15 protein-coding genes and 1 pseudogene are annotated in these 16,852 nt (G+C 56.2%); 6 read left to right on the top strand and 10 right to left on the bottom strand.

Going from position 1 to position 16,852, the window contains the following annotated elements; genetic code table 11:
• Positions 1-2: 2 nt before the first annotated feature.
• Together QOL82_RS05985 and QOL82_RS05990 are read right to left on the bottom strand one after the other, a co-directional pair.
• Positions 3-470: a LexA family protein gene (locus tag QOL82_RS05985; protein ID WP_283441344.1), complete on the bottom strand. Its 468-nt coding sequence runs from the start codon at positions 468-470 to the stop codon at positions 3-5.
• A 290-nt stretch (positions 471-760) separates the two neighbouring features.
• Positions 761-3,532, bottom strand: a complete 2,772-nt coding sequence (locus QOL82_RS05990; protein ID WP_283441345.1) for a DUF2726 domain-containing protein — start codon at positions 3,530-3,532, stop codon at positions 761-763.
• Positions 3,533-3,877: 345 nt separating this feature from the next.
• Between QOL82_RS05990 and QOL82_RS05995 the strand changes: the two genes are divergently transcribed.
• Genes QOL82_RS05995 through cueR form a run of 3 tightly spaced genes read left to right on the top strand, consistent with a single transcriptional unit; the run spans position 3,878 to position 6,934 of the window.
• The gene (locus QOL82_RS05995; protein WP_283441346.1) at positions 3,878-6,295 is read left to right on the top strand and encodes a heavy metal translocating P-type ATPase; all 2,418 of its coding nucleotides are present in this window, start codon (positions 3,878-3,880) and stop codon (positions 6,293-6,295) included.
• Between the two features lie 45 nt (positions 6,296-6,340).
• Positions 6,341-6,505 (top strand): rubredoxin, encoded by a 165-nt coding sequence (locus tag QOL82_RS06000; protein ID WP_283441347.1) that lies wholly within the window; start codon positions 6,341-6,343, stop codon positions 6,503-6,505.
• A 12-nt stretch (positions 6,506-6,517) separates the two neighbouring features.
• Entirely contained in the window at positions 6,518-6,934 is a 417-nt protein-coding gene (gene cueR / locus QOL82_RS06005) for a Cu(I)-responsive transcriptional regulator (RefSeq protein ID WP_283441348.1), read from the top strand.
• Positions 6,935-7,260: 326 nt separating this feature from the next.
• On the opposite strand, the gene QOL82_RS06010 is transcribed toward cueR, so the two are convergent.
• The 6 genes from QOL82_RS06010 to QOL82_RS06035 form a co-directional block, all read right to left on the bottom strand.
• Positions 7,261-8,307: a hypothetical protein gene (locus QOL82_RS06010; protein ID WP_283441349.1), complete on the bottom strand. Its 1,047-nt coding sequence runs from the start codon at positions 8,305-8,307 to the stop codon at positions 7,261-7,263.
• 213 nt (positions 8,308-8,520) lie between these two features.
• On the bottom strand, positions 8,521-8,979 hold the full coding sequence (locus QOL82_RS06015; RefSeq protein WP_283441350.1) for a hypothetical protein: 459 nt from the start codon (positions 8,977-8,979) through the stop codon (positions 8,521-8,523).
• A gap of 13 nt (positions 8,980-8,992) precedes the next feature.
• Entirely contained in the window at positions 8,993-9,466 is a 474-nt protein-coding gene (locus tag QOL82_RS06020) for a hypothetical protein (protein WP_283441351.1), read from the bottom strand.
• Entirely contained in the window at positions 9,463-11,829 is a 2,367-nt protein-coding gene (locus tag QOL82_RS06025; protein WP_283441352.1) for a heavy metal translocating P-type ATPase, read from the bottom strand. Before QOL82_RS06025 ends, QOL82_RS06020 begins: the two co-directional genes overlap by 4 nt.
• Before the next feature lie 87 nt (positions 11,830-11,916).
• Positions 11,917-12,255 (bottom strand): ISC system 2Fe-2S type ferredoxin, encoded by a 339-nt coding sequence (fdx, locus tag QOL82_RS06030; RefSeq protein ID WP_283441353.1) that lies wholly within the window; start codon positions 12,253-12,255, stop codon positions 11,917-11,919.
• 54 nt (positions 12,256-12,309) lie between these two features.
• Entirely contained in the window at positions 12,310-12,516 is a 207-nt protein-coding gene (locus QOL82_RS06035; RefSeq protein ID WP_283441354.1) for a heavy-metal-associated domain-containing protein, read from the bottom strand.
• A gap of 198 nt (positions 12,517-12,714) precedes the next feature.
• On the opposite strand from QOL82_RS06035, the gene QOL82_RS06040 reads away from it, so the two are divergent.
• Entirely contained in the window at positions 12,715-13,167 is a 453-nt protein-coding gene (locus QOL82_RS06040) for a DUF305 domain-containing protein (RefSeq protein WP_283441355.1), read from the top strand.
• 162 nt (positions 13,168-13,329) lie between these two features.
• Here the strand turns inward: QOL82_RS06040 and QOL82_RS06045 are convergent, their stop codons facing one another.
• Both QOL82_RS06045 and QOL82_RS06050 read right to left on the bottom strand, forming a co-directional pair.
• On the bottom strand, positions 13,330-13,665 hold the full coding sequence (locus QOL82_RS06045) for a four-helix bundle copper-binding protein (RefSeq protein WP_283441356.1): 336 nt from the start codon (positions 13,663-13,665) through the stop codon (positions 13,330-13,332).
• A 93-nt stretch (positions 13,666-13,758) separates the two neighbouring features.
• A complete protein-coding gene (locus QOL82_RS06050; protein WP_346772289.1) occupies positions 13,759-14,286 on the bottom strand; it encodes a DUF305 domain-containing protein in 528 nt (175 codons plus the stop codon).
• 213 nt (positions 14,287-14,499) lie between these two features.
• On the opposite strand from QOL82_RS06050, the gene QOL82_RS06055 reads away from it, so the two are divergent.
• Both QOL82_RS06055 and QOL82_RS06060 read left to right on the top strand, forming a co-directional pair.
• Positions 14,500-15,375: a tyrosine-type recombinase/integrase gene (locus QOL82_RS06055; RefSeq protein WP_283441357.1), complete on the top strand. Its 876-nt coding sequence runs from the start codon at positions 14,500-14,502 to the stop codon at positions 15,373-15,375.
• A 9-nt stretch (positions 15,376-15,384) separates the two neighbouring features.
• Positions 15,385-16,577: pseudogene (locus QOL82_RS06060) on the top strand (IS91 family transposase).
• Positions 16,578-16,852: the final 275 nt, after the last annotated feature.

Raw genomic sequence — 16,852 nt, forward strand, 5'->3', positions numbered from 1 at the left:
GGTCAACCCTGCAGCTTACGTACAACGCCGACCACTACGCCAAAGGCGACGAGTTCTTCATGCTCTTTCAGGCGGATGGGTGAGTAGCAGGGGTTCTCCGGCCGAAGCTCAACGCCATCCCTAGTGATATGGAGCCGTTTGATTGTGTGTTCGCCATTCAGGATGGCGACGATAATCATGCCGTGACGGGCTTCGATAGACCGGTCGACAACGATTTTGTCTCCATCGAAAATGCCGACGCCACACATCGAGTCGCCACAGACGTCAAAGATAAATGTCGCGGCCCTGTGTTTTACTAGATAGTCGTTCAGGTCCAGCCCTGATTCGACATAGTCAGCCGCTGGCGACGGAAACCCAGCGGGGCACTTCACTAGGAAGAGGGGTGACTCCTTTGCCTTCGGCGAGGGGTTCACCGGCCAGATTACCGGAACGAGCGTATGCAGCTCAGCGAGGTTGACTATGTTCGACATCCGGAATTAACCTTGGGAAATACTGTATATTTGATCAGTATATTTTCCGCTTAGTCATCCCGCAAGGGGCCCGTTGCAAAATGTTGATTGCTTCGTATTAGCTGTGGGCTCGTACCGATGTGGCTGCGCAGATTTTCCCTGACAAAACCTGCAGTGGCTCCAACCTCAAAAGAAAAATAGAAGGCGGCCTTTTGCTGCTTCCGATTGTATGGTTACTGCGTCCTCAGACACTCTAACCCCGGGATTTTTGTGGGTCTTTTTCGTTGCTGACTAGCTTTTAGGGAAACAGACTAGTCCAATGCAACAGCGCCGCCAGATGACGTGCTGACCGGGGTCAGCGTGGGCAAGACTGTGACGCTAGGGATGTTCAACACGTCGGTGGCTGCTGCCGGGTTCGCTACCGAAAGGTCTACTAGCAGACCGCGCGCCTGCTCATAGCCGGGCAAGTCGCTGCGCAGCGTGCGTACTAGCTCGTCGAGGTGTTCCGCAACCTGGCCGCGGATGGTGTTCTCAGACGGGCTGCCAACCGGGCGAAGGCGCATGAAAGGAATGCCGGCTGCAGCGAACAGCCTGTCCTTTTTGTCGTCATTGAGTTGCTGCCGCTCAGTGTCGTGCCAGATAGAGTCCACCTCGATGGCCAGCATGGGGAGAAAGGTCGTTGACGATACGACCACAATATCGACACTCGCGCGTAGGTAATAGCCGAAGTCGTCCGAATCCACTAGAGTTTTCATACGCTCGTAGCTCATCACGCTTTGTAGAGAGCAGTTTGGAAAAACCAGGTGGTTCGGGCACAGCTGAATCATGACCTGATAGATGGAGAACTCGCGCTGACTGTTAAACACTTGCTTGACAGCCGAGGTGCCATCGGCTCGCACGATGCGGCCAACGACAGCATGCTGGGATTCCTGCTCAATCAGTGGGCGGATAACCGGATTAATTTCAAAATTGTCTGCCGAATCAAAAATCATCCCCAGTTCGATGAGCTTGTTATAGTGCCGCTGCGTCCAGATTTCATCCAGACCCGCATAGCTTCCAAGTTCCTTGAAATTCTTGAACCGGGTGATAGTGGCCAACACCCCCAGCAACTTGCGGGCCGGCGGCGTCACAGTAGGCCAGCGATTCCTTGCTGTTTGCGCGAACTGTGACTCTTCGCCCAGCTCCTCTTGGCGCGCATTCAGGTCTTTTAAGAGGAGCTCCATCGCTTTGCCGTTCGATGAAGTAACGTACGCGGACTGCAGTGAAGCAAGCAAAGCGTCAACTAGAGCGGGATCTGACGTTTTTCGCCATAGCTGCAGAGCGTTTTTGGCCGCTGTGTCGGCCCCTTTTCCAGCGTTGTCTATTTCGGTCAGGTAATAATCAAACGCGGCTCGGGGGTCACCGGCAACCTGCTCCAGATAACCTAGGGAGAACGCCAGGCCCTTATTGAGCAAGTCAAGTCTGACCATACGCGCAAGTTCCAGAGTGCGTTTGTGCAGAGAGGCGTCACTGCGTGCGAGAGCGAAAAATATTTCATGGGCTAAATTTAGCCAAATGTCGACAACCGTCTGCGTCATGCGGTCCCGCAAGGGCACCAGTTGCTCAAGCATCTCAAGAATGTCGAGTGCGTCGCCCTTCGAATATTTTTCTGCGGTGATATTGCGCGGAAAATAATGGCGAGGCGGCTTTTCGCCCAATTCGACGCAATGGCGTAGTGAGTAACCAAGCAATACGGTATTGACCGCAACATCCTCATACACGCCTGCCAGAATAAACTGGAAGGGCAGGCTGCCTTTCCCCAACACTACGCCGATATCCTTGTGAACCTCCTTGGACTCAAGTTCGCCATAGGAGGAATGGGCGTCGAACACGCGGTAGAGCGACAACAGCAGGCCGGCGCGCGGATACGTTGATGGTGCATGTTCCGCTACGCGCAGCAGCAATTCCTCTACATTAAGCGGCAAGTACAGCGTGTCGCTTCCGATTTCTACCCAGACGGGGCCCTCTGTCCCCGTGATGGCAAGATGTGACCCGAAGAACTCGGTCGTCTCGTCAAAGAAATCGGCAAGCAGGTTTACCGCTCGCTGAAGTGCTGCGTCCACTTCCTCACCAGATGCCAGAAGACTTGCTACGAGTTGCCGTAAGCCATCCACTGGGGCACAACCAAACTCCTTGGGATATTCACTTAACAGTTGAGAGTATTCGGACAGCGGCGCATGGCCCAGCTCATATAGAAACGCCCATCCGTCTGGTGTCAATCCTTGGGATACAGCGTCAGGGCCATCTATGGCGGGCATCGATGCCACTTGCGCCGGACTTGGGCTCGGCAAGGACCGGATTGCGGGAGCCACTTTAGCGTAGTCTCGCGCTTCAGCCGTCATGGCCCGTAATTCAGCCTGATACGTCGCCAGCAGTAGGCAGTTTTCCTTTGTAAGAGCATCGCTTTTCTTTGCAAAGGCGTAGGCCGTTTCAAGCGCAGTACTGACGTCCGATGTTTGCGCGAGTAACAACTGCTGCGCCTCAGTGGGCTCCTCATCCTCGAAAAACTGAGGCCGTAGTAGCCGTTTAGCGTGCCTGCGTAGCTGGGCGAGCCAGTCCATGTCGACGACCGATTGACACGCGGTTGCCAAATGGGTGTAGGCGGCCACCGCATGTTCGAGCGAGTGGTCGCGGAGGGAGAGGAAGAGCTTGAACTCAGGATGGCGATAGAAGTCCGTGGTCAATTGGGCGAAGTTCGCTAAGAGCGCTGTCAGCTCGGTTCTTTCAGGCTTTGTCAGCTTGAAATAGGACTTGTCGCCGCCATGCACGATGGCCCATGCTCGAATGCGCAGTAAATACACCTTGGCGTCTTCCTGTTCCAGAAGCGCAAAATCTTTCCAAGAGAGCTCGCTGAGCTCGAGAAGTGCATCCCACTGGTCGGCACCGATGTGCGCAGAGCCTTGACTCTGCAATTCTTGCAGACAAAGCTTAGCCTGCGCTTCGTCCGCCGGGGTGACTAGGGCAGCGGGTACAACGCTAGCGTGGGGCACGCGATTTTCGATAACCGGAGGTAAACGGGATTTCTTCGTTTTTCTTTTTGACACCAGCAACTACTCCTCAGACAAAGCATGGCCGCTCTGTTGCCGGCATGCGATGTGCGCACGTGTGCAATAAATCTCACATTATAGTTTCCAATTCTAAATGTTTTGCTGGGAAGCAGGCGATGCTGCGATAAAGAAACCCTGTAACGGCGCGGAGTAGGGCTGTGGACAGTGTTATTTGCGACACAACCTCCGTTGCATGAATACATTTTTTTTGACCGTGATTTTTCTGAATTTATGCCGGCTACCGATCGGATTTTCGCCCTTCCGCTAGAAATGGTCTTGATAGCTCTTGACCTTGCCATGATAGGAAGGTCTATCGTACGGTTATGAACATTGGAGAACCCTATGGATACTGCCGTCAAACCTATTACTAACCTTGTCGACCTTAGCTTCAAGGTAGAAGGCATGACCTGCGCCTCATGTGTCGCGCGTGTCGAAAAAGCTTTGAAATCTGTTCCGGGCGTGGAAAACGCTTCCATCAACCTGGCCACTGAAAAGGCTACAGTGCGCGCCCACTCGACCATTGGTATTGAGGCTTTATCGTCAGCTGTCGAGAAAGCTGGATACGATGTGCCAAGCGAAACGGTCTCTCTGTCGATATCCGGAATGACCTGCGCCTCCTGCGTCACACGCGTAGAGAAAGCGTTGAAGAAGGTGCCAGGCGTAACTGACGCTTCAGTCAATCTTGCGACAGAAAAGGCGCAGATTAGCGCTGTCGGCGTTCCCGTCGACAGGTTGATTGCTGCGGTAGAGAGGGCTGGCTACGACGCAGCAGTGTCGAGCGACACCGCTCCCAAGGAGCAGACAGGGAGCAGGTTACCAACTTGGTGGCCGGTAGCATTATCTGCATTGCTGAGCCTGCCGCTGGTTGTCCCAATGCTAGGCATGCCATTCGGCTACCACTGGTCGTTGCCTGGATGGCTGCAAATGGCGCTGGCCACCCCTGTGCAGTTCTGGCTGGGCGCTCGATTCTATAAAGCGGGCTGGAAGGCCGTGCTCGCCCGGTCAGGCAATATGGATTTGCTCGTCGCCATTGGTACGAGTGCAGCTTATGGCTTGTCGGTCTACCTGCTTCTTGGGCATGCAAACCACGAAGGGATGGGGCATCTCTATTTCGAGTCGTCCGCTGTGGTCATTACTTTGGTATTGCTTGGCAAATGGCTAGAGGCTCGGGCGAAGCATCAGACCGTTGCTGCACTGCGCGCGCTAGAGTCCTTGCGTTCTACTGATGCCATTGTCAGGCGGAACGGGCAGGACATCGTGGTCCCGGTTGGTCAAGTACGTGTCGGCGATACCGTCGTGGTACGACCAGGTGACCGTGTGCCGATAGACGGCACCGTCATTGAGGGCAGTAGCCACTTGGATGAGTCCTTGCTGACCGGCGAAAGCCTTCCGGTGGCCAAGAACGTCGGAGATAGCATAACCGGTGGCGCGGTCAACGCGGACGGTATAGTGGTAATGAAAGCCAGTGCGGTCGGTGGTGCAACCATGCTTTCGCAAATCATTAAGATGGTAGAAGATGCACAGGCAGTCAAAGCGCCGATTCAACGGTTAGTCGACAAGGTCAGCGCCGTCTTTGTGCCGGTCGTCCTGTTCATCTCCGTTGTAACACTTCTCGGATGGGGCTTGCTGACCGGAGATTGGCAGCAAGCGTTGCTCAACGCGGTCGCCGTTCAGATTATCGCCTGCCCATGTGCTCTTGGACTTGCCACGCCGACGTCCATCATGGCTGGGACCGGCGTAGCAGCAAAGTACGGCATCCTCATCAAGGATGCGGAAGCGCTGGAAACGGCACATGCGGTCAACGTCGTCGCATTCGACAAGACTGGCACGCTTACTGAGGGGAAACCGGCAGTTGTGGCTGTTGAGACCGCCTCCCAGTCGGAACACGAGGTGTTAGGGTTGGCGCGAGCCGTCCAGCGGTACAGTGACCATCCGCTCGCCAAAGCGGTGGAAGCCGAAGCGGTAAAACAAGGTATTGCCCTGCGCGAAGCATCAGGTGCCCAAGCGCTTCCCGGTCGCGGTGTCCGCGCCGAAGTGGGCGGCACGACCGTCTTTCTTGGTAACCGCCGTCTATTGCAGGAGATTGGTCTGCCGACGGCTAGCTTAGAAGACTTGGCTCAACTGCACGAAAACGCTGGCCGGACGGTTTCCTGGTTGGCCATTCAGGCAGCAGGTAAGACAGAACTGGCGGGGTTACTGGCATTCGGAGACACCTTGAAGCCATCCGCAAAAGCGGCAGTCCAGCGTCTGCAGGACATCGGTGTGTCATCCGTCATGCTGACCGGCGATAATCCAGGCAGTGCGAAAGCTGTTGCATCGGCCGTTGGTATCACCGACTTCAGGGCTGAGGTTCTGCCCGCCGACAAGGCAAACGTCGTTGCTGCCCTCAAGCAGAATGGCAAGGCGGTCGCAATGGTTGGCGATGGCATCAATGATGCTCCGGCGCTCGCGTCGGCCGATGTTGGCATCGCCATGTCGACCGGCACGGACGTGGCGATGCATACGGCCGGGATTACCTTGATGCGCGGTGACCCCACCTTGGTTGCAGACGCGATTGATATCTCGAAGAAAACCTACCGCAAAATTCAGCAAAATCTTTTCTGGGCTTTTGTCTATAACTTGGTCGGGATTCCGCTAGCCGCGTTCGGTTTGCTCAACCCAGTTATCGCGGGCGCCGCTATGGCATTCAGTTCCGTCAGCGTTGTGAGCAATGCGTTGCTGCTGAAACGCTGGAAGCCGCAAAGCCAGAAGCAACGGTAGGGGCACCGAAACGTCCGCTGACTTTCGATATTCTTAAGGAAAAATATGAACAAGTATGAATGCATCGTGTGCGGTTTTATCTACGATGAGGCAGTAGGGCTACCGGACGACGGAATTGCCGCCGGCACTAGATGGGAGGACATCCCAGTCGACTGGACGTGCCCCGATTGCGGTACAGCCAAGGAAGATTTTGAAATGGTTAAAATTTAAGGGAGGCGTGATATGAATATAGGACAGGCTGCGGAAACTGCCGGCGTCAACGCGAAGATGATTCGCTACTACGAAAGCATTGGCCTGATATCCGAGGCAAACCGGACCGATTCAGGCTATCGGCAGTACACCGAGAAAGACATCCAGACACTCCGGTTCATCAAGCGCTCACGTGACCTTGGTTTCTCCATTGAGCGCATCAAAACCCTGTTGAGCCTATGGGAGGACCGCGGGCGGAAGAGTGGTGATGTGAAAAAGCTGGCTCGCCAGTACATTGAAGAACTAGACCAGGATATCCAGAAACTTCAGTCGATTCGTGACCAGCTGCAGCATTTGTCAGATTGCTGCCGAGGAAACAATCGCCCGGACTGCCCGATTATTGAAGACCTCTCAGGAAAAAGGGTTAGCAATAGATTGATTGAACAATGAACGAGCGTAAGCGGCTAAAAGGCGTTTAAGAAGGGGTAGAAGCCTATGACGATATCAATTGGATGAGAAACGTCGGGTACTGCCGCTTCAAAAGCGCTGGTCCGGTTGCTACCTTTTTTCACTTAGGTAGGCAGGCGACCTAGGTCCTTTGTAATTGCTTCAAGTTCACAAACAATCTCACTATCCGGAAGGCTATAAACGGGCGCGAATCCGCCGCCGGGCGTGCGGAAGTTTGTGGTTTGACCCTGATACATGCGTGCCGCAGCCCACTGAAGTTGGCCATCGTAGGCATAGGTTCGGATGTCAAATTTAAGCGTTTGTGGACTTTATCGACTACCAATGACTCTATCCCCAGGGACCATGATGGCTTGCGCGACGTAGCTGCCTGCCAGAATTTCATTCCAGACTCGTTTGGTTATCTTGTCACCTCGATAGGCGGCGCGCCCGCCATATCCGTCGGTCGGTTTAAAAAAAAGCCGGCGTCGCTCACTCCAAAGCCTGTCTGCGTGTGCCACATCTACTACCTCCGTGTGCTGGATATTGGCAAGCAAAACATCTCTGGTGCTTGGCGCCACGCCGAGCGCGTCCAACAGCTTTGCGTCACACAGCAAAGCAAGGTTGCGCTTGTCCGCATACAGCGCATGCGCCTGGGGATGTGGCGTCAGTACGACGGCATGCTCGAGGTAGGCGGCGCGCAGTGCTGCGCTCGCCGGCAGTTCGAGCATGAAATCCGTCAGGCGGTTATAGACGAGGTCGATGGCAGTGTCGTGATGCCAGAGTACGCCGTCGCGCAATTGCAGCTCCGCCGGGTCCGCAATAACCGCGCGAAGACCATGACGCTCAAAAAGTTGCTTGAACAGCAGGAACTCGGGATACAGATACTGCTCTTCCGGTGCTGCATCAACAATGGCAATGGTCTGTAGAGGACGGTCTCGCCCCGAAAGCCGCCACTCGGCATAAAACATATCGACAATGCCTTTTTCAAGCGCCCTGGACGATATCGCTGTAGTCGCTGCCTGTGCCGTATCAATGCAGCATGCATGATGTGCTTTGGCCATTACAGCGTTCAACATTGCCCCGCCTGCATTGGTGTTGATTTCGATGAGGCCGACCTCGTTGTCACGGACATGGAAGTCGTAACCGAAGAAAACGCCTTTCGCGCCGCCCGGGTCATGGCGCGCGATTGGAAGTGCTTCTCCAAGAACGCGGTCCCGATAGGCTGGCAAAGCGACAACGGATTCGACCGCACGCACCACGCTCGCCATGCGTTCGGTCTGCTCGTCGGAAATGAACACGGGACGGGCGGAAAAGAGATAGGGACATCTTTCCTCGACCAGCTCGGCCATGGCAGAAGACCCGAGTGCGGTAGTCATGCCTTGTCGTAGGGCATCTTCATTTAAGGTGATGCAGAAACACTTGCTGTTCAAGCGCTCGCTTGCCAGCGTTGCCGGTCCTTCTTTGTCGTGCGCGGCTAGGGCCGCCAATGTTTCGGGAGTACTCGTATTCACAGAATCCTTTTTATCCTTAACATGCGTTGCCGTCACATGAGACGCCTGTACCGAGGCCGCTGAGCAGGTCAACTTGTTTCAGGCAATTTCGGTTCGAGTCCCTCTGTTCTCTTGGTGGAAGAGCCACAAAGACAGTACCCAAGGTGTAGTGAACAGCAAGAGAAGCCACTTGAAGTCCGAGGCGATAATGAAATTGACGGCAGCCATCAAGCCTATGGACGTTAGCCCCGTGACAGCAACTATCCAAGTGACACCGGCTACTCTGGTCCGAAAGCTGGTCTTGGCGAGATAACAGGTCAGAAGGCCAGTCGAAGTCATGTAACCACCCAGCACGAAAAACACGCGGCGCAGCCAAAGCAGTAGCCCAGGAATACGGGTGCGAATCTCTTCGAGAGAAGTTCCCATGTAACGAGGGTCTTCCGGCAATAACGGCGGGCGCAAGAACATGAGGTACAAGCCTAGCCCTACCAGAATGACGCCGCCAAAAAATAGTACGGTAGAGGAATGCGGCAAATATCGTGATGATTTGTCTATCATTGAACCGTCCATCTTAGGTCTTTCGGGCAGCAGTTATGCCCTGACTACGCCACCGAGCAGCAATCCGGAATATCACCGGCGGCAGTAGAAGCATTTGAAGAACTGGAACCAGCCCGACCTCAAGTCCGGGCAGAAGCGGCATGTCTGCGGTGTAGGCCCAACGGCCAAGCATTTTGATGGCCACCCACTCAATGCCAATGCTGATGAACAATCCTGTTACAAGCATCACAGCAAGGGCTCGGCCGTTTGGATGCACGTACCAGTCAAAGCGCCTAAACGTAATCCAGCCGACCACGAAAATCAGCAAAACCAGAATGCCATCGCCTAATGCTGCGACGAAGCAATGCCACCATACTGAATTCCAGTTTTCGAGCCCCACATACAGTGGCGCCTGTGCGACCTCCCAGAGGTAATTCAGTGTGACTGCAACGATAAATATGAGGAAAACCTGTTTCAGGTAGGCGCTCTGGTCGCCTAGCCGTGTCATTTTGCCGTGCCTCGCAACCGTAATGCATTGGTGATGACTGAAACAGAGCTGAGACTCATCGCTAATGCGGCAATCATCGGGGAGAGCAGTTGACCAGTGAACGGGTAAAGCAGGCCAGCTGCCAGCGGAATGCCCAAGGCGTTATACACGAAGGCAAACGCAAGGTTCTGCCGCATGTTCCGCACCGTTTCAGTGGACAGAATCCGCGCCCTTGCAATGGCTCGCAAGTCGCCCTTTACCAAAGTGATGTGCGCGCTGTTGATGGCAACATCGGTCCCGGTTCCCATTGCGATGCCGACGTCAGCGCGGGCCAGGGCAGGCGAGTCGTTGATTCCGTCTCCCACCATTGCTACTTTCCTGCCTTGACCCTGGAGCTTTTCAACCAAAAGCAGCTTGTCTTGAGGCTTTACCTCGCCATATACCTCGCTGATACCAAGCTTGCGGCCTACTGACTGAGCTGTTGTCAAGCCGTCGCCGGTCGCCATGATGATGTTCAAGCCGTCCTTCCTCAAGGTCTCAAGCGCTTCTGGCGTGCTCGCTTTTATCGGGTCGGATACCGCAAGGAGCCCAGCCAGGCGGCCGTCCGATGCGAGGTATATGACGCTAGCGCCTTGACCCCTCAGTGCTTCAGCCTGGTCTGCAAGACTGTGCCAGTCCACTTTTTCGGTGTCCATAAGTGCGGTATTGCCTATGGCGATACGCCGACCCACTACGGTGCCGCGAACGCCAATGCCACTGGACGACTCAAATGTCTCAGGCTTATCTAGGGTCAGTCCACGCTTAAGAGCTTCTGCGACGATGGCATGAGCGAGAGGATGCTCGCTCCCCTGGTCGATGCTGGCTGCGATTTGCAGCACGTCCTGCTCGGTAAAGCCGGGGGCCGCTACCACACTGTCAAAAGCCGGCTTACCTTCGGTCAGTGTTCCTGTCTTGTCGACAATCAGGCTATCGATTTTCCTCATGTCTTCAATTGCGGCTGCATCCCTGAATAGAATGCCTTGAGTGGCTGCGCGGCCTGTGGCAGCCATAATGGACATTGGTGTCGCGAGTCCAAGAGCGCAAGGGCAGGCAATGATCAGGACGGCAACCGCATTCACAAAGCCATACACCCAGCTCGGTTCAGGGCCGAAAAATCCCCATCCCAGCAAGGTGAGCAAAGCAATGCCAACCACGACGACCACGAAATAGCCGGCAACGACGTCCGCCAACCGCTGCATCGGGGCGCGCGAGCGCTGGGCATTGGAAACCATCTGGACGATTTGGGAGAGCATGGTCTGCGAGCCGACCTTGTCTGCCCGCATTATCAGACTGCCGCTGGTATTGATTGTTGCCCCTATCAGCTTGTCGCCTGGGCGCTTCGTCACCGGAATTGGCTCACCCGTAAGCATGGATTCGTCCAGGGCGCTTTCGCCTTCCAGAACAACACCATCCACTGGCACTTTTTCGCCCGGGCGAACCCGCAGGGTGTCCCCGATATGGACATAAGTAAGCGGTATATCTTCCTCGGTGCCGTCCTGCTTGATTCTGCGGGCTGTTTTCGGCGCTAAGCCAAGCAATGCCTTGATTGCCGAGGAAGTCTGGGAGCGGGCTCGCAACTCCAGTATTTGCCCCAGCAGTGTGAGAGAGACGATGACCGCAGCTGCCTCATAATAGACGCCTACACGGCCACCATGGCCCGCAAAGGTCGCTGGAAATAAGCCAGGCGCGACAGTGGCAAGGAGGCTATAACCATAGGCCGCAGCTACTCCAGACCCGATGAGCGTCCACATGTTTGGACTGCGGTTAGCAATTGACTGGCCCCAGCGCACGAAGAAAGGCCAGCCAGCCCATAGGACGACCGGGGTACTCAGCCCCAATTCAATCCAGTTCTGGTAAGGAAGTCCGTTGGGGAAAAGCCAGTGGCTAAACATAGCCAGTGCAAAGACGGCAACGGTCAGCGGTAGCGTCCACCAGAACCGCCGGCGAAAATCGACCAACTCCGGATTTTCTGCGTCCTCAAGCGAGGGCATCAGCGGTTCCAGCGCCATGCCGCAAATAGGGCAATTGCCAGGAGCCGGCTGCCGAATTTCGGGATGCATCGGACAGGTGTATATCGTACCTTCGGGGGCAGCGGGTGTCGGCGTCTGCTCAGCGTTTTTAGGCGCCAGGTGAGCCTGAGGATTGCCGCGAAACTTCGTCATGCACCCAGCGCTGCAGAAATGGTAGGTAGTGCCGCTGTATTCGATTGTTCGCTCAGGGTTGGCGGCAACCTTCATCCCGCACACGGGGTCGGTGAAGCGCTTATCAGGACTATCCACGACGCTCGAGTGGCTTGTTGTATCGCCTTCGTGATGATTGTGGCCATGATGGGAGTGGGAGTTCATTCGCTGCTCCTGATAAGTACGTTGTCTGAATAAGCGCCTATATCGGGCGGTGCCTGTCTTGTAGAACCAATATTTGACTCTGCCCGGTCAAGCATTCTCCTTAGCATGATTGATGGAGTACTTGGGGATTTCGACGACAACGTCAGCCGTTCCGATGCGAGCTTGGCAAGAGAGACGGGAATGAGGCTGCAGACCCCATGCCATATCAAGCATGTCCTCCTCGTTTTCGTCGAGAGGGCTCAGTAAGTCAAACCCTTGGATAACCACGACGTGACAGGTAGTGCAGGCACCTACCTTGCCACATGCATGCTCAATGTCCACACCGTGTTCGAGCAATGCATCGCAAATAGTCGTTTGCGAAGTTACTGCCACTACGATGCCGGCGGGCGCATATTCAGGGTGGGGACGTACGGTGATTTTTGGCACTTTTCGCTCCAATGCTCAAGGACGGAGCAGACAAGCCGCTCCGCTTCCTTCATGTCATACGGCAGCGCTGGCCGTGACCGGGTATCCGGCGTCGTTGATTGCTGACTTCACAGCGTCCAGACTCGCCTGGGTGTTGACTCGAACCTTTTTGCCCGGCAGGTCTACGTCAACCTTTGCATTGCTGTCGACCGCCTGGACTGACCTGGTCACACCTTTTACACATCCGCCGCAGTTCATGCCTTCAACTTGTAGCTCGTACATGCTGTTGCTCCTTTTATGGCTGAAACACCACTGTAGACCTTCCAGTGATGGAAAGGTCAAGCCTTCCTTAAATAGGCGTGTTCTCGTTGCTGCCATAGTATGAATTCATTTACTTTTGAACAAATCCATTTCGTACCGTTCATATTGCCAAGAAGGTAGACGTTTCTAATAAGACCATCTCCTGGGAAAGGGTTGAACATGAACAAGTATGCGAAGTTTGGACTAATGATTTTTACATCAACAATCGTGATGTTTGGACTGATGTATTTGAATACCTACCAGCTAGACCATATCTTTTTCAGCGAAACACGGTCCTATATGGCGCTTGTAATGGGCGCGACCATGGCCTTCATCATGTTGGCATTCATGTTAGGGATGTATACGAACCGGTCAGCAAACGCTGCCATCTTCGTAGGCAGTATTTTCGTGTTCATCGTTGCGCTTTGGCTGGTACGCAGCCAAACAACGGTCGATGAGGTTTCCTATATGAAAGCGATGATTCCACATCACTCCATTGCTATTCTGACGAGTGAGCGGGCACACATTACGGACCCGCGCGTACGCAAACTCGCAGACGGCATTATTTCGGCGCAACGTCGGGAAATCACTGAAATGAAATCTCTCATAGCGGAGTTGGAAAACAAGAACTAGGCGTAAAAGCCCGCTTTTTCATTGTCTCGCGCTTAAAACAGGGAACCCAGAAGCAAGTTTGCTTCTGGGCCTCATCAACGCTGTCGTCTACCCAGAACAAGCCAGCTTACCTATGCACCCGCGAGCCGATTTTGTGCAGCGCTTGGCTACTGCTAACGGGATTTAGGCGGCGGCCGCCATCCGACGGCATTCATCCGCACAGCGCTTGCAGGCTGCTGCGCACTCTTGGCAATGGCTCATCTGATGCTTGGCACATTCGTCGCCGCATGCCTGGCAGATGTCTGCGCACTGCTGGCAGAGTGCCTTCGCGAATTCGCTACCACGGGCCATGTATGCAGCGGCGAGGCGGCATATTTGTGCGCAGTCCATGTCGGTTGCTATGCATCGAGCCATCATCTTGACGTCTTGCTCCTGCAGGCAGGAGGCCGCACAAAAGTCGCAGGCTACAGCGCAGGCGTTACAAGCTTCAATACATGCAGCATATTGTTGGTTAGGCATCATTTCCTCCGGTCAGTTATTAAGAAAGGCTCCGTGACGGTTTTTCGGAAGCACTCGGTGGCTATGGTCGGTTTATGAGTGGTAATGCCTGTCCTAGATTTGCGGTTGGCAGGAAATCGCAGAGGGAAACTTCTTACACAGCATTTCTCGCATGTCGTTAATCTGGTTCGTCTGTGCATGAACGATACCGCTGCAATAGCGTTCCAGTCCGTCGTGGTCGATATTCCGCTTCACTTGACATGCCAGGCTTGGAAAAAGTGCGCGGTAATGGTGATTGCTAAAGGTCTGAAGAAAAGTCCGGTTGAACTCGGCTCCGGCCGGCGTCTGCTCCAATTGCTGGATTGCCTGGCGTCCTTGGCCCTGCAGTTGCGGTGTGTAGTTAATGCCATACCAGTCGTGCAAAAACTTTTGTGCTTTCAGAATTTCTTCACGTTGCGACCGGTTCGCCTGCCGGGACATGGACCTGATTTGCTCGTCTGTGGCTTTCGCGGGTGTCGGATTTGTATTCGGAGTTGGGGCAGTGCCTTCCTGAGGATTGTTGATTGCTGTATCAAGCTGGAGGTCCGTGCCTGCGGCAAGTTCTGTTGTGACTTTCCGAAATAGATGCGACGTTTTGGAAATTGCTGCGACTACCGGGCGCGAAGTAGCAAGGTCCGCCGCTTCTTACCAAGTTACACTAGCCGCGATGAACTTCCGCTTTCGGCCAAAGGACTAAACCGCTCGCGCGGTAGGAGGCTACGCGCGGGCGCCGGTAGTTGAGAGAGAAGCACAGCGTGGCTGTTTCCTATGCTGGGAGATGAGGCAATCCGCCTAGTTTCCGACAGGAGCACAGCCATGACCCCCTCGACTCAAGCCATTTCGCCGCTGCGCCAACGCATGATCGACGACATGCGGATGCGCAAACTCTCCCCCAAGACCCAGAGCCACTACCTTCGCGCCGTACGGCAGTTTGCAGGCTATCTGGGGCGCTCGCCTGACACGGCCACCGTCGAGGATTTGCGGCGCTACCAGTTGCACCTGGTCGACCAGGGCACCTCGCCGGTCTCGCTCAATGCGGCGATCACGGGGCTCAAGTTCTTCTTCACGATCACGGCCAAACAGTCCGGACTGATGGCCAGAATGCAGCCGGTGCATGTCCCGCGTACCCTGCCCGTTGTGCTCAGCCGCGAGGAAGTGAGCCGTCTGATCGTTGCCGCCGGCAACCTCAAGCACCAGACGGCGCTCTCAGTCGCCTATGGTGCGGGACTGCGCGCCAGCGAAGTCATTTCGCTCAAGGTCGGCGACATCGACAGTCAGCGCATGACCCTGCGCATTGAGCAGGGCAAGGGCCACAAGGATCGCTATGCGATGCTCCCGCCGGTGCTGCTTGAGCGCCTGCGCGTGTGGTGGCGTGTGGCGCGCGCGCAAGGCAAGATGCTCGATGGCGGCTGGCTGTTTCCCGGCCTGAACCCGATCGAGCCGCTCAGTACCCGTCAGCTCAACCGGGCCATCCATGCCGCCGCAGAAGCTGCCCGGATCGACAAGCGGGTCTCAATGCACACGCTGCGCCACAGTTTTGCAACGCACCTGCTGGAGCAGAAGGTCGATATCTGCGTGATCCAGGTCCTGCTCGGCCACAAGAAGCTCGAGACCACGGCGCTGTATGCCCAGGTCGCCACGGACATTCTGCGCGAAGTCGTCAGTCCGCTGGAGGCCGTGCAGCCCGGGTAGGGCCCGGCCATGGGAACGCCTGGCCTGGAGGTCGCGGATATCTTCCGCGCCCACGGGCCGGCCTGGCGCCAGGCGCAGCATGCTCACCTGAGCCTGGGTCAGCGCAAGGTGATGTCGGCCATCGAACAGTGCCGCACCGCGGCGCTGGGCGGTCATGTGCTGCGCTGTGACGCCTGCGAGCAGGTCGAGATTGCCTACAACTCTTGCCGCAACCGGCACTGCCCGAAGTGCCAGGCCACTGCCGCCCGACGCTGGCTCGAGGCCCGTCAGGCCGACTTGCTGCCGGTGGCGTATTACCATGTCGTGTTCACCTTGCCGGCCCCGATCAGCGCGTTTGCCTATGCCAACAAGGCGGTGATGTACGGTCTGCTGTTCGACATCGCTGCCGAAACCCTGCACACCATTGCCGCCGATCCGCGGCATCTGGGGGCCAGATTGGCACCACCCTGGTGCTGCACACCTGGGGCTCGGCGCTGACGCACCATCCCCACGTCCATGGCATCGTCCCGGGCGGCGGGCTGTCGTCTGACGGGGAACGTTGGATCGCCTGCAGGCGGGGCTTCTTCCTGCCGGTGCGCGTGCTCTCGCGGCTGTTCCGACGGCGCTTCCTCGAAGAGCTTGCCAAGGTCCATGACAGCGGCCAGCTGCAGTTCTTCGGTGAACACGCCGCGCTGGCCGATGCGACAGCCTTCGCCGACTGGCTCGCGCCGCTGCGCCAGTGCGAGTGGGTGGTCTATGCCAAACGCCCGTTCGCCGGGCCGGCGGCGGTGCTGGCGTATCTGTCGCGCTATACGCATCGGGTGGCGATTTTCAACCAGCGCCTCGTCGCCATGGACGAGCATGGCGTCACGTTCCGCTGGAAGGATTACCGCGCCAAGGTAAAGACGCGTCACAAGACCATGACGCTGGAGGCGCCCGAGTTCATGCGCCGGTTCCTGCTGCATGTCCTGCCTGGCGGCTTTCACCGCATCCGTCACTACGGGCTGCTTGCCAATGCCGGGCGCCGTGCGAACCTTGCACGGGTATGTACATTGCTGGGGTGCGAAGCGCCTGCGACCAGGGAAGCGCCGCAGGCTGGGTCGGCTGAATCAATCCAGCCGACCTTCGTGTGCCCGTGCTGTGGCGCGGCGATGCGCATCATCGAGACCTTCCTGCGCCATCAGCCGATCCGTGCGCCACCGCGGTCACGAGGCCCGCCATGACCCGAGGCATCTCTCCCGGTCCAACCCGCTCGTCGGTTCTTCGTTCGCAGCTACCATCGATAGGGCAAGGCGTTGCCTTACGCCGCAAAAGCACGGCTTCCGACCGCGTCCATCGCCGGGCAAAGCGGCGGAATCATCCAGTTACCGGGCATGGGTGTGACAGCGCTGGGCGATGTGCCTGCCGGATCGTCGCGCTCAACCCGACTCCGCGCATCCAAACCCCATAACGGTCGTCGCTGCCCCGACCGCGCCGGAGCATTCCGCGGTTTCCTCTC

It is taken from the genome of Noviherbaspirillum suwonense (assembly GCF_900182955.1).
GTDB lineage: Bacteria > Pseudomonadota > Gammaproteobacteria > Burkholderiales > Burkholderiaceae_D > Noviherbaspirillum_A > Noviherbaspirillum_A suwonense.

Excerpts from the sequence above, each read along its gene's own strand:
- QOL82_RS05985 (WP_283441344.1), bottom strand. The coding sequence starts at position 470 with ATGTCGAACATAGTCAACCTCGCTGAGCTGCATACGCTCGTTCCGGTA.
- QOL82_RS05995 (WP_283441346.1), top strand. The coding sequence starts at position 3,878 with ATGGATACTGCCGTCAAACCTATTACTAACCTTGTCGACCTTAGCTTC.
- QOL82_RS06000 (WP_283441347.1), top strand. The coding sequence starts at position 6,341 with ATGAACAAGTATGAATGCATCGTGTGCGGTTTTATCTACGATGAGGCA.
- cueR (WP_283441348.1), top strand. The coding sequence starts at position 6,518 with ATGAATATAGGACAGGCTGCGGAAACTGCCGGCGTCAACGCGAAGATG.
- QOL82_RS06010 (WP_283441349.1), bottom strand. The coding sequence starts at position 8,307 with ATGACTACCGCACTCGGGTCTTCTGCCATGGCCGAGCTGGTCGAGGAA.
- QOL82_RS06015 (WP_283441350.1), bottom strand. The coding sequence starts at position 8,979 with ATGATAGACAAATCATCACGATATTTGCCGCATTCCTCTACCGTACTA.
- QOL82_RS06020 (WP_283441351.1), bottom strand. The coding sequence starts at position 9,466 with ATGACACGGCTAGGCGACCAGAGCGCCTACCTGAAACAGGTTTTCCTC.
- QOL82_RS06025 (WP_283441352.1), bottom strand. The coding sequence starts at position 11,829 with ATGAACTCCCACTCCCATCATGGCCACAATCATCACGAAGGCGATACA.
- QOL82_RS06035 (WP_283441354.1), bottom strand. The coding sequence starts at position 12,516 with ATGTACGAGCTACAAGTTGAAGGCATGAACTGCGGCGGATGTGTAAAA.
- QOL82_RS06040 (WP_283441355.1), top strand. The coding sequence starts at position 12,715 with ATGAACAAGTATGCGAAGTTTGGACTAATGATTTTTACATCAACAATC.
- QOL82_RS06045 (WP_283441356.1), bottom strand. The coding sequence starts at position 13,665 with ATGCCTAACCAACAATATGCTGCATGTATTGAAGCTTGTAACGCCTGC.
- QOL82_RS06055 (WP_283441357.1), top strand. The coding sequence starts at position 14,500 with ATGACCCCCTCGACTCAAGCCATTTCGCCGCTGCGCCAACGCATGATC.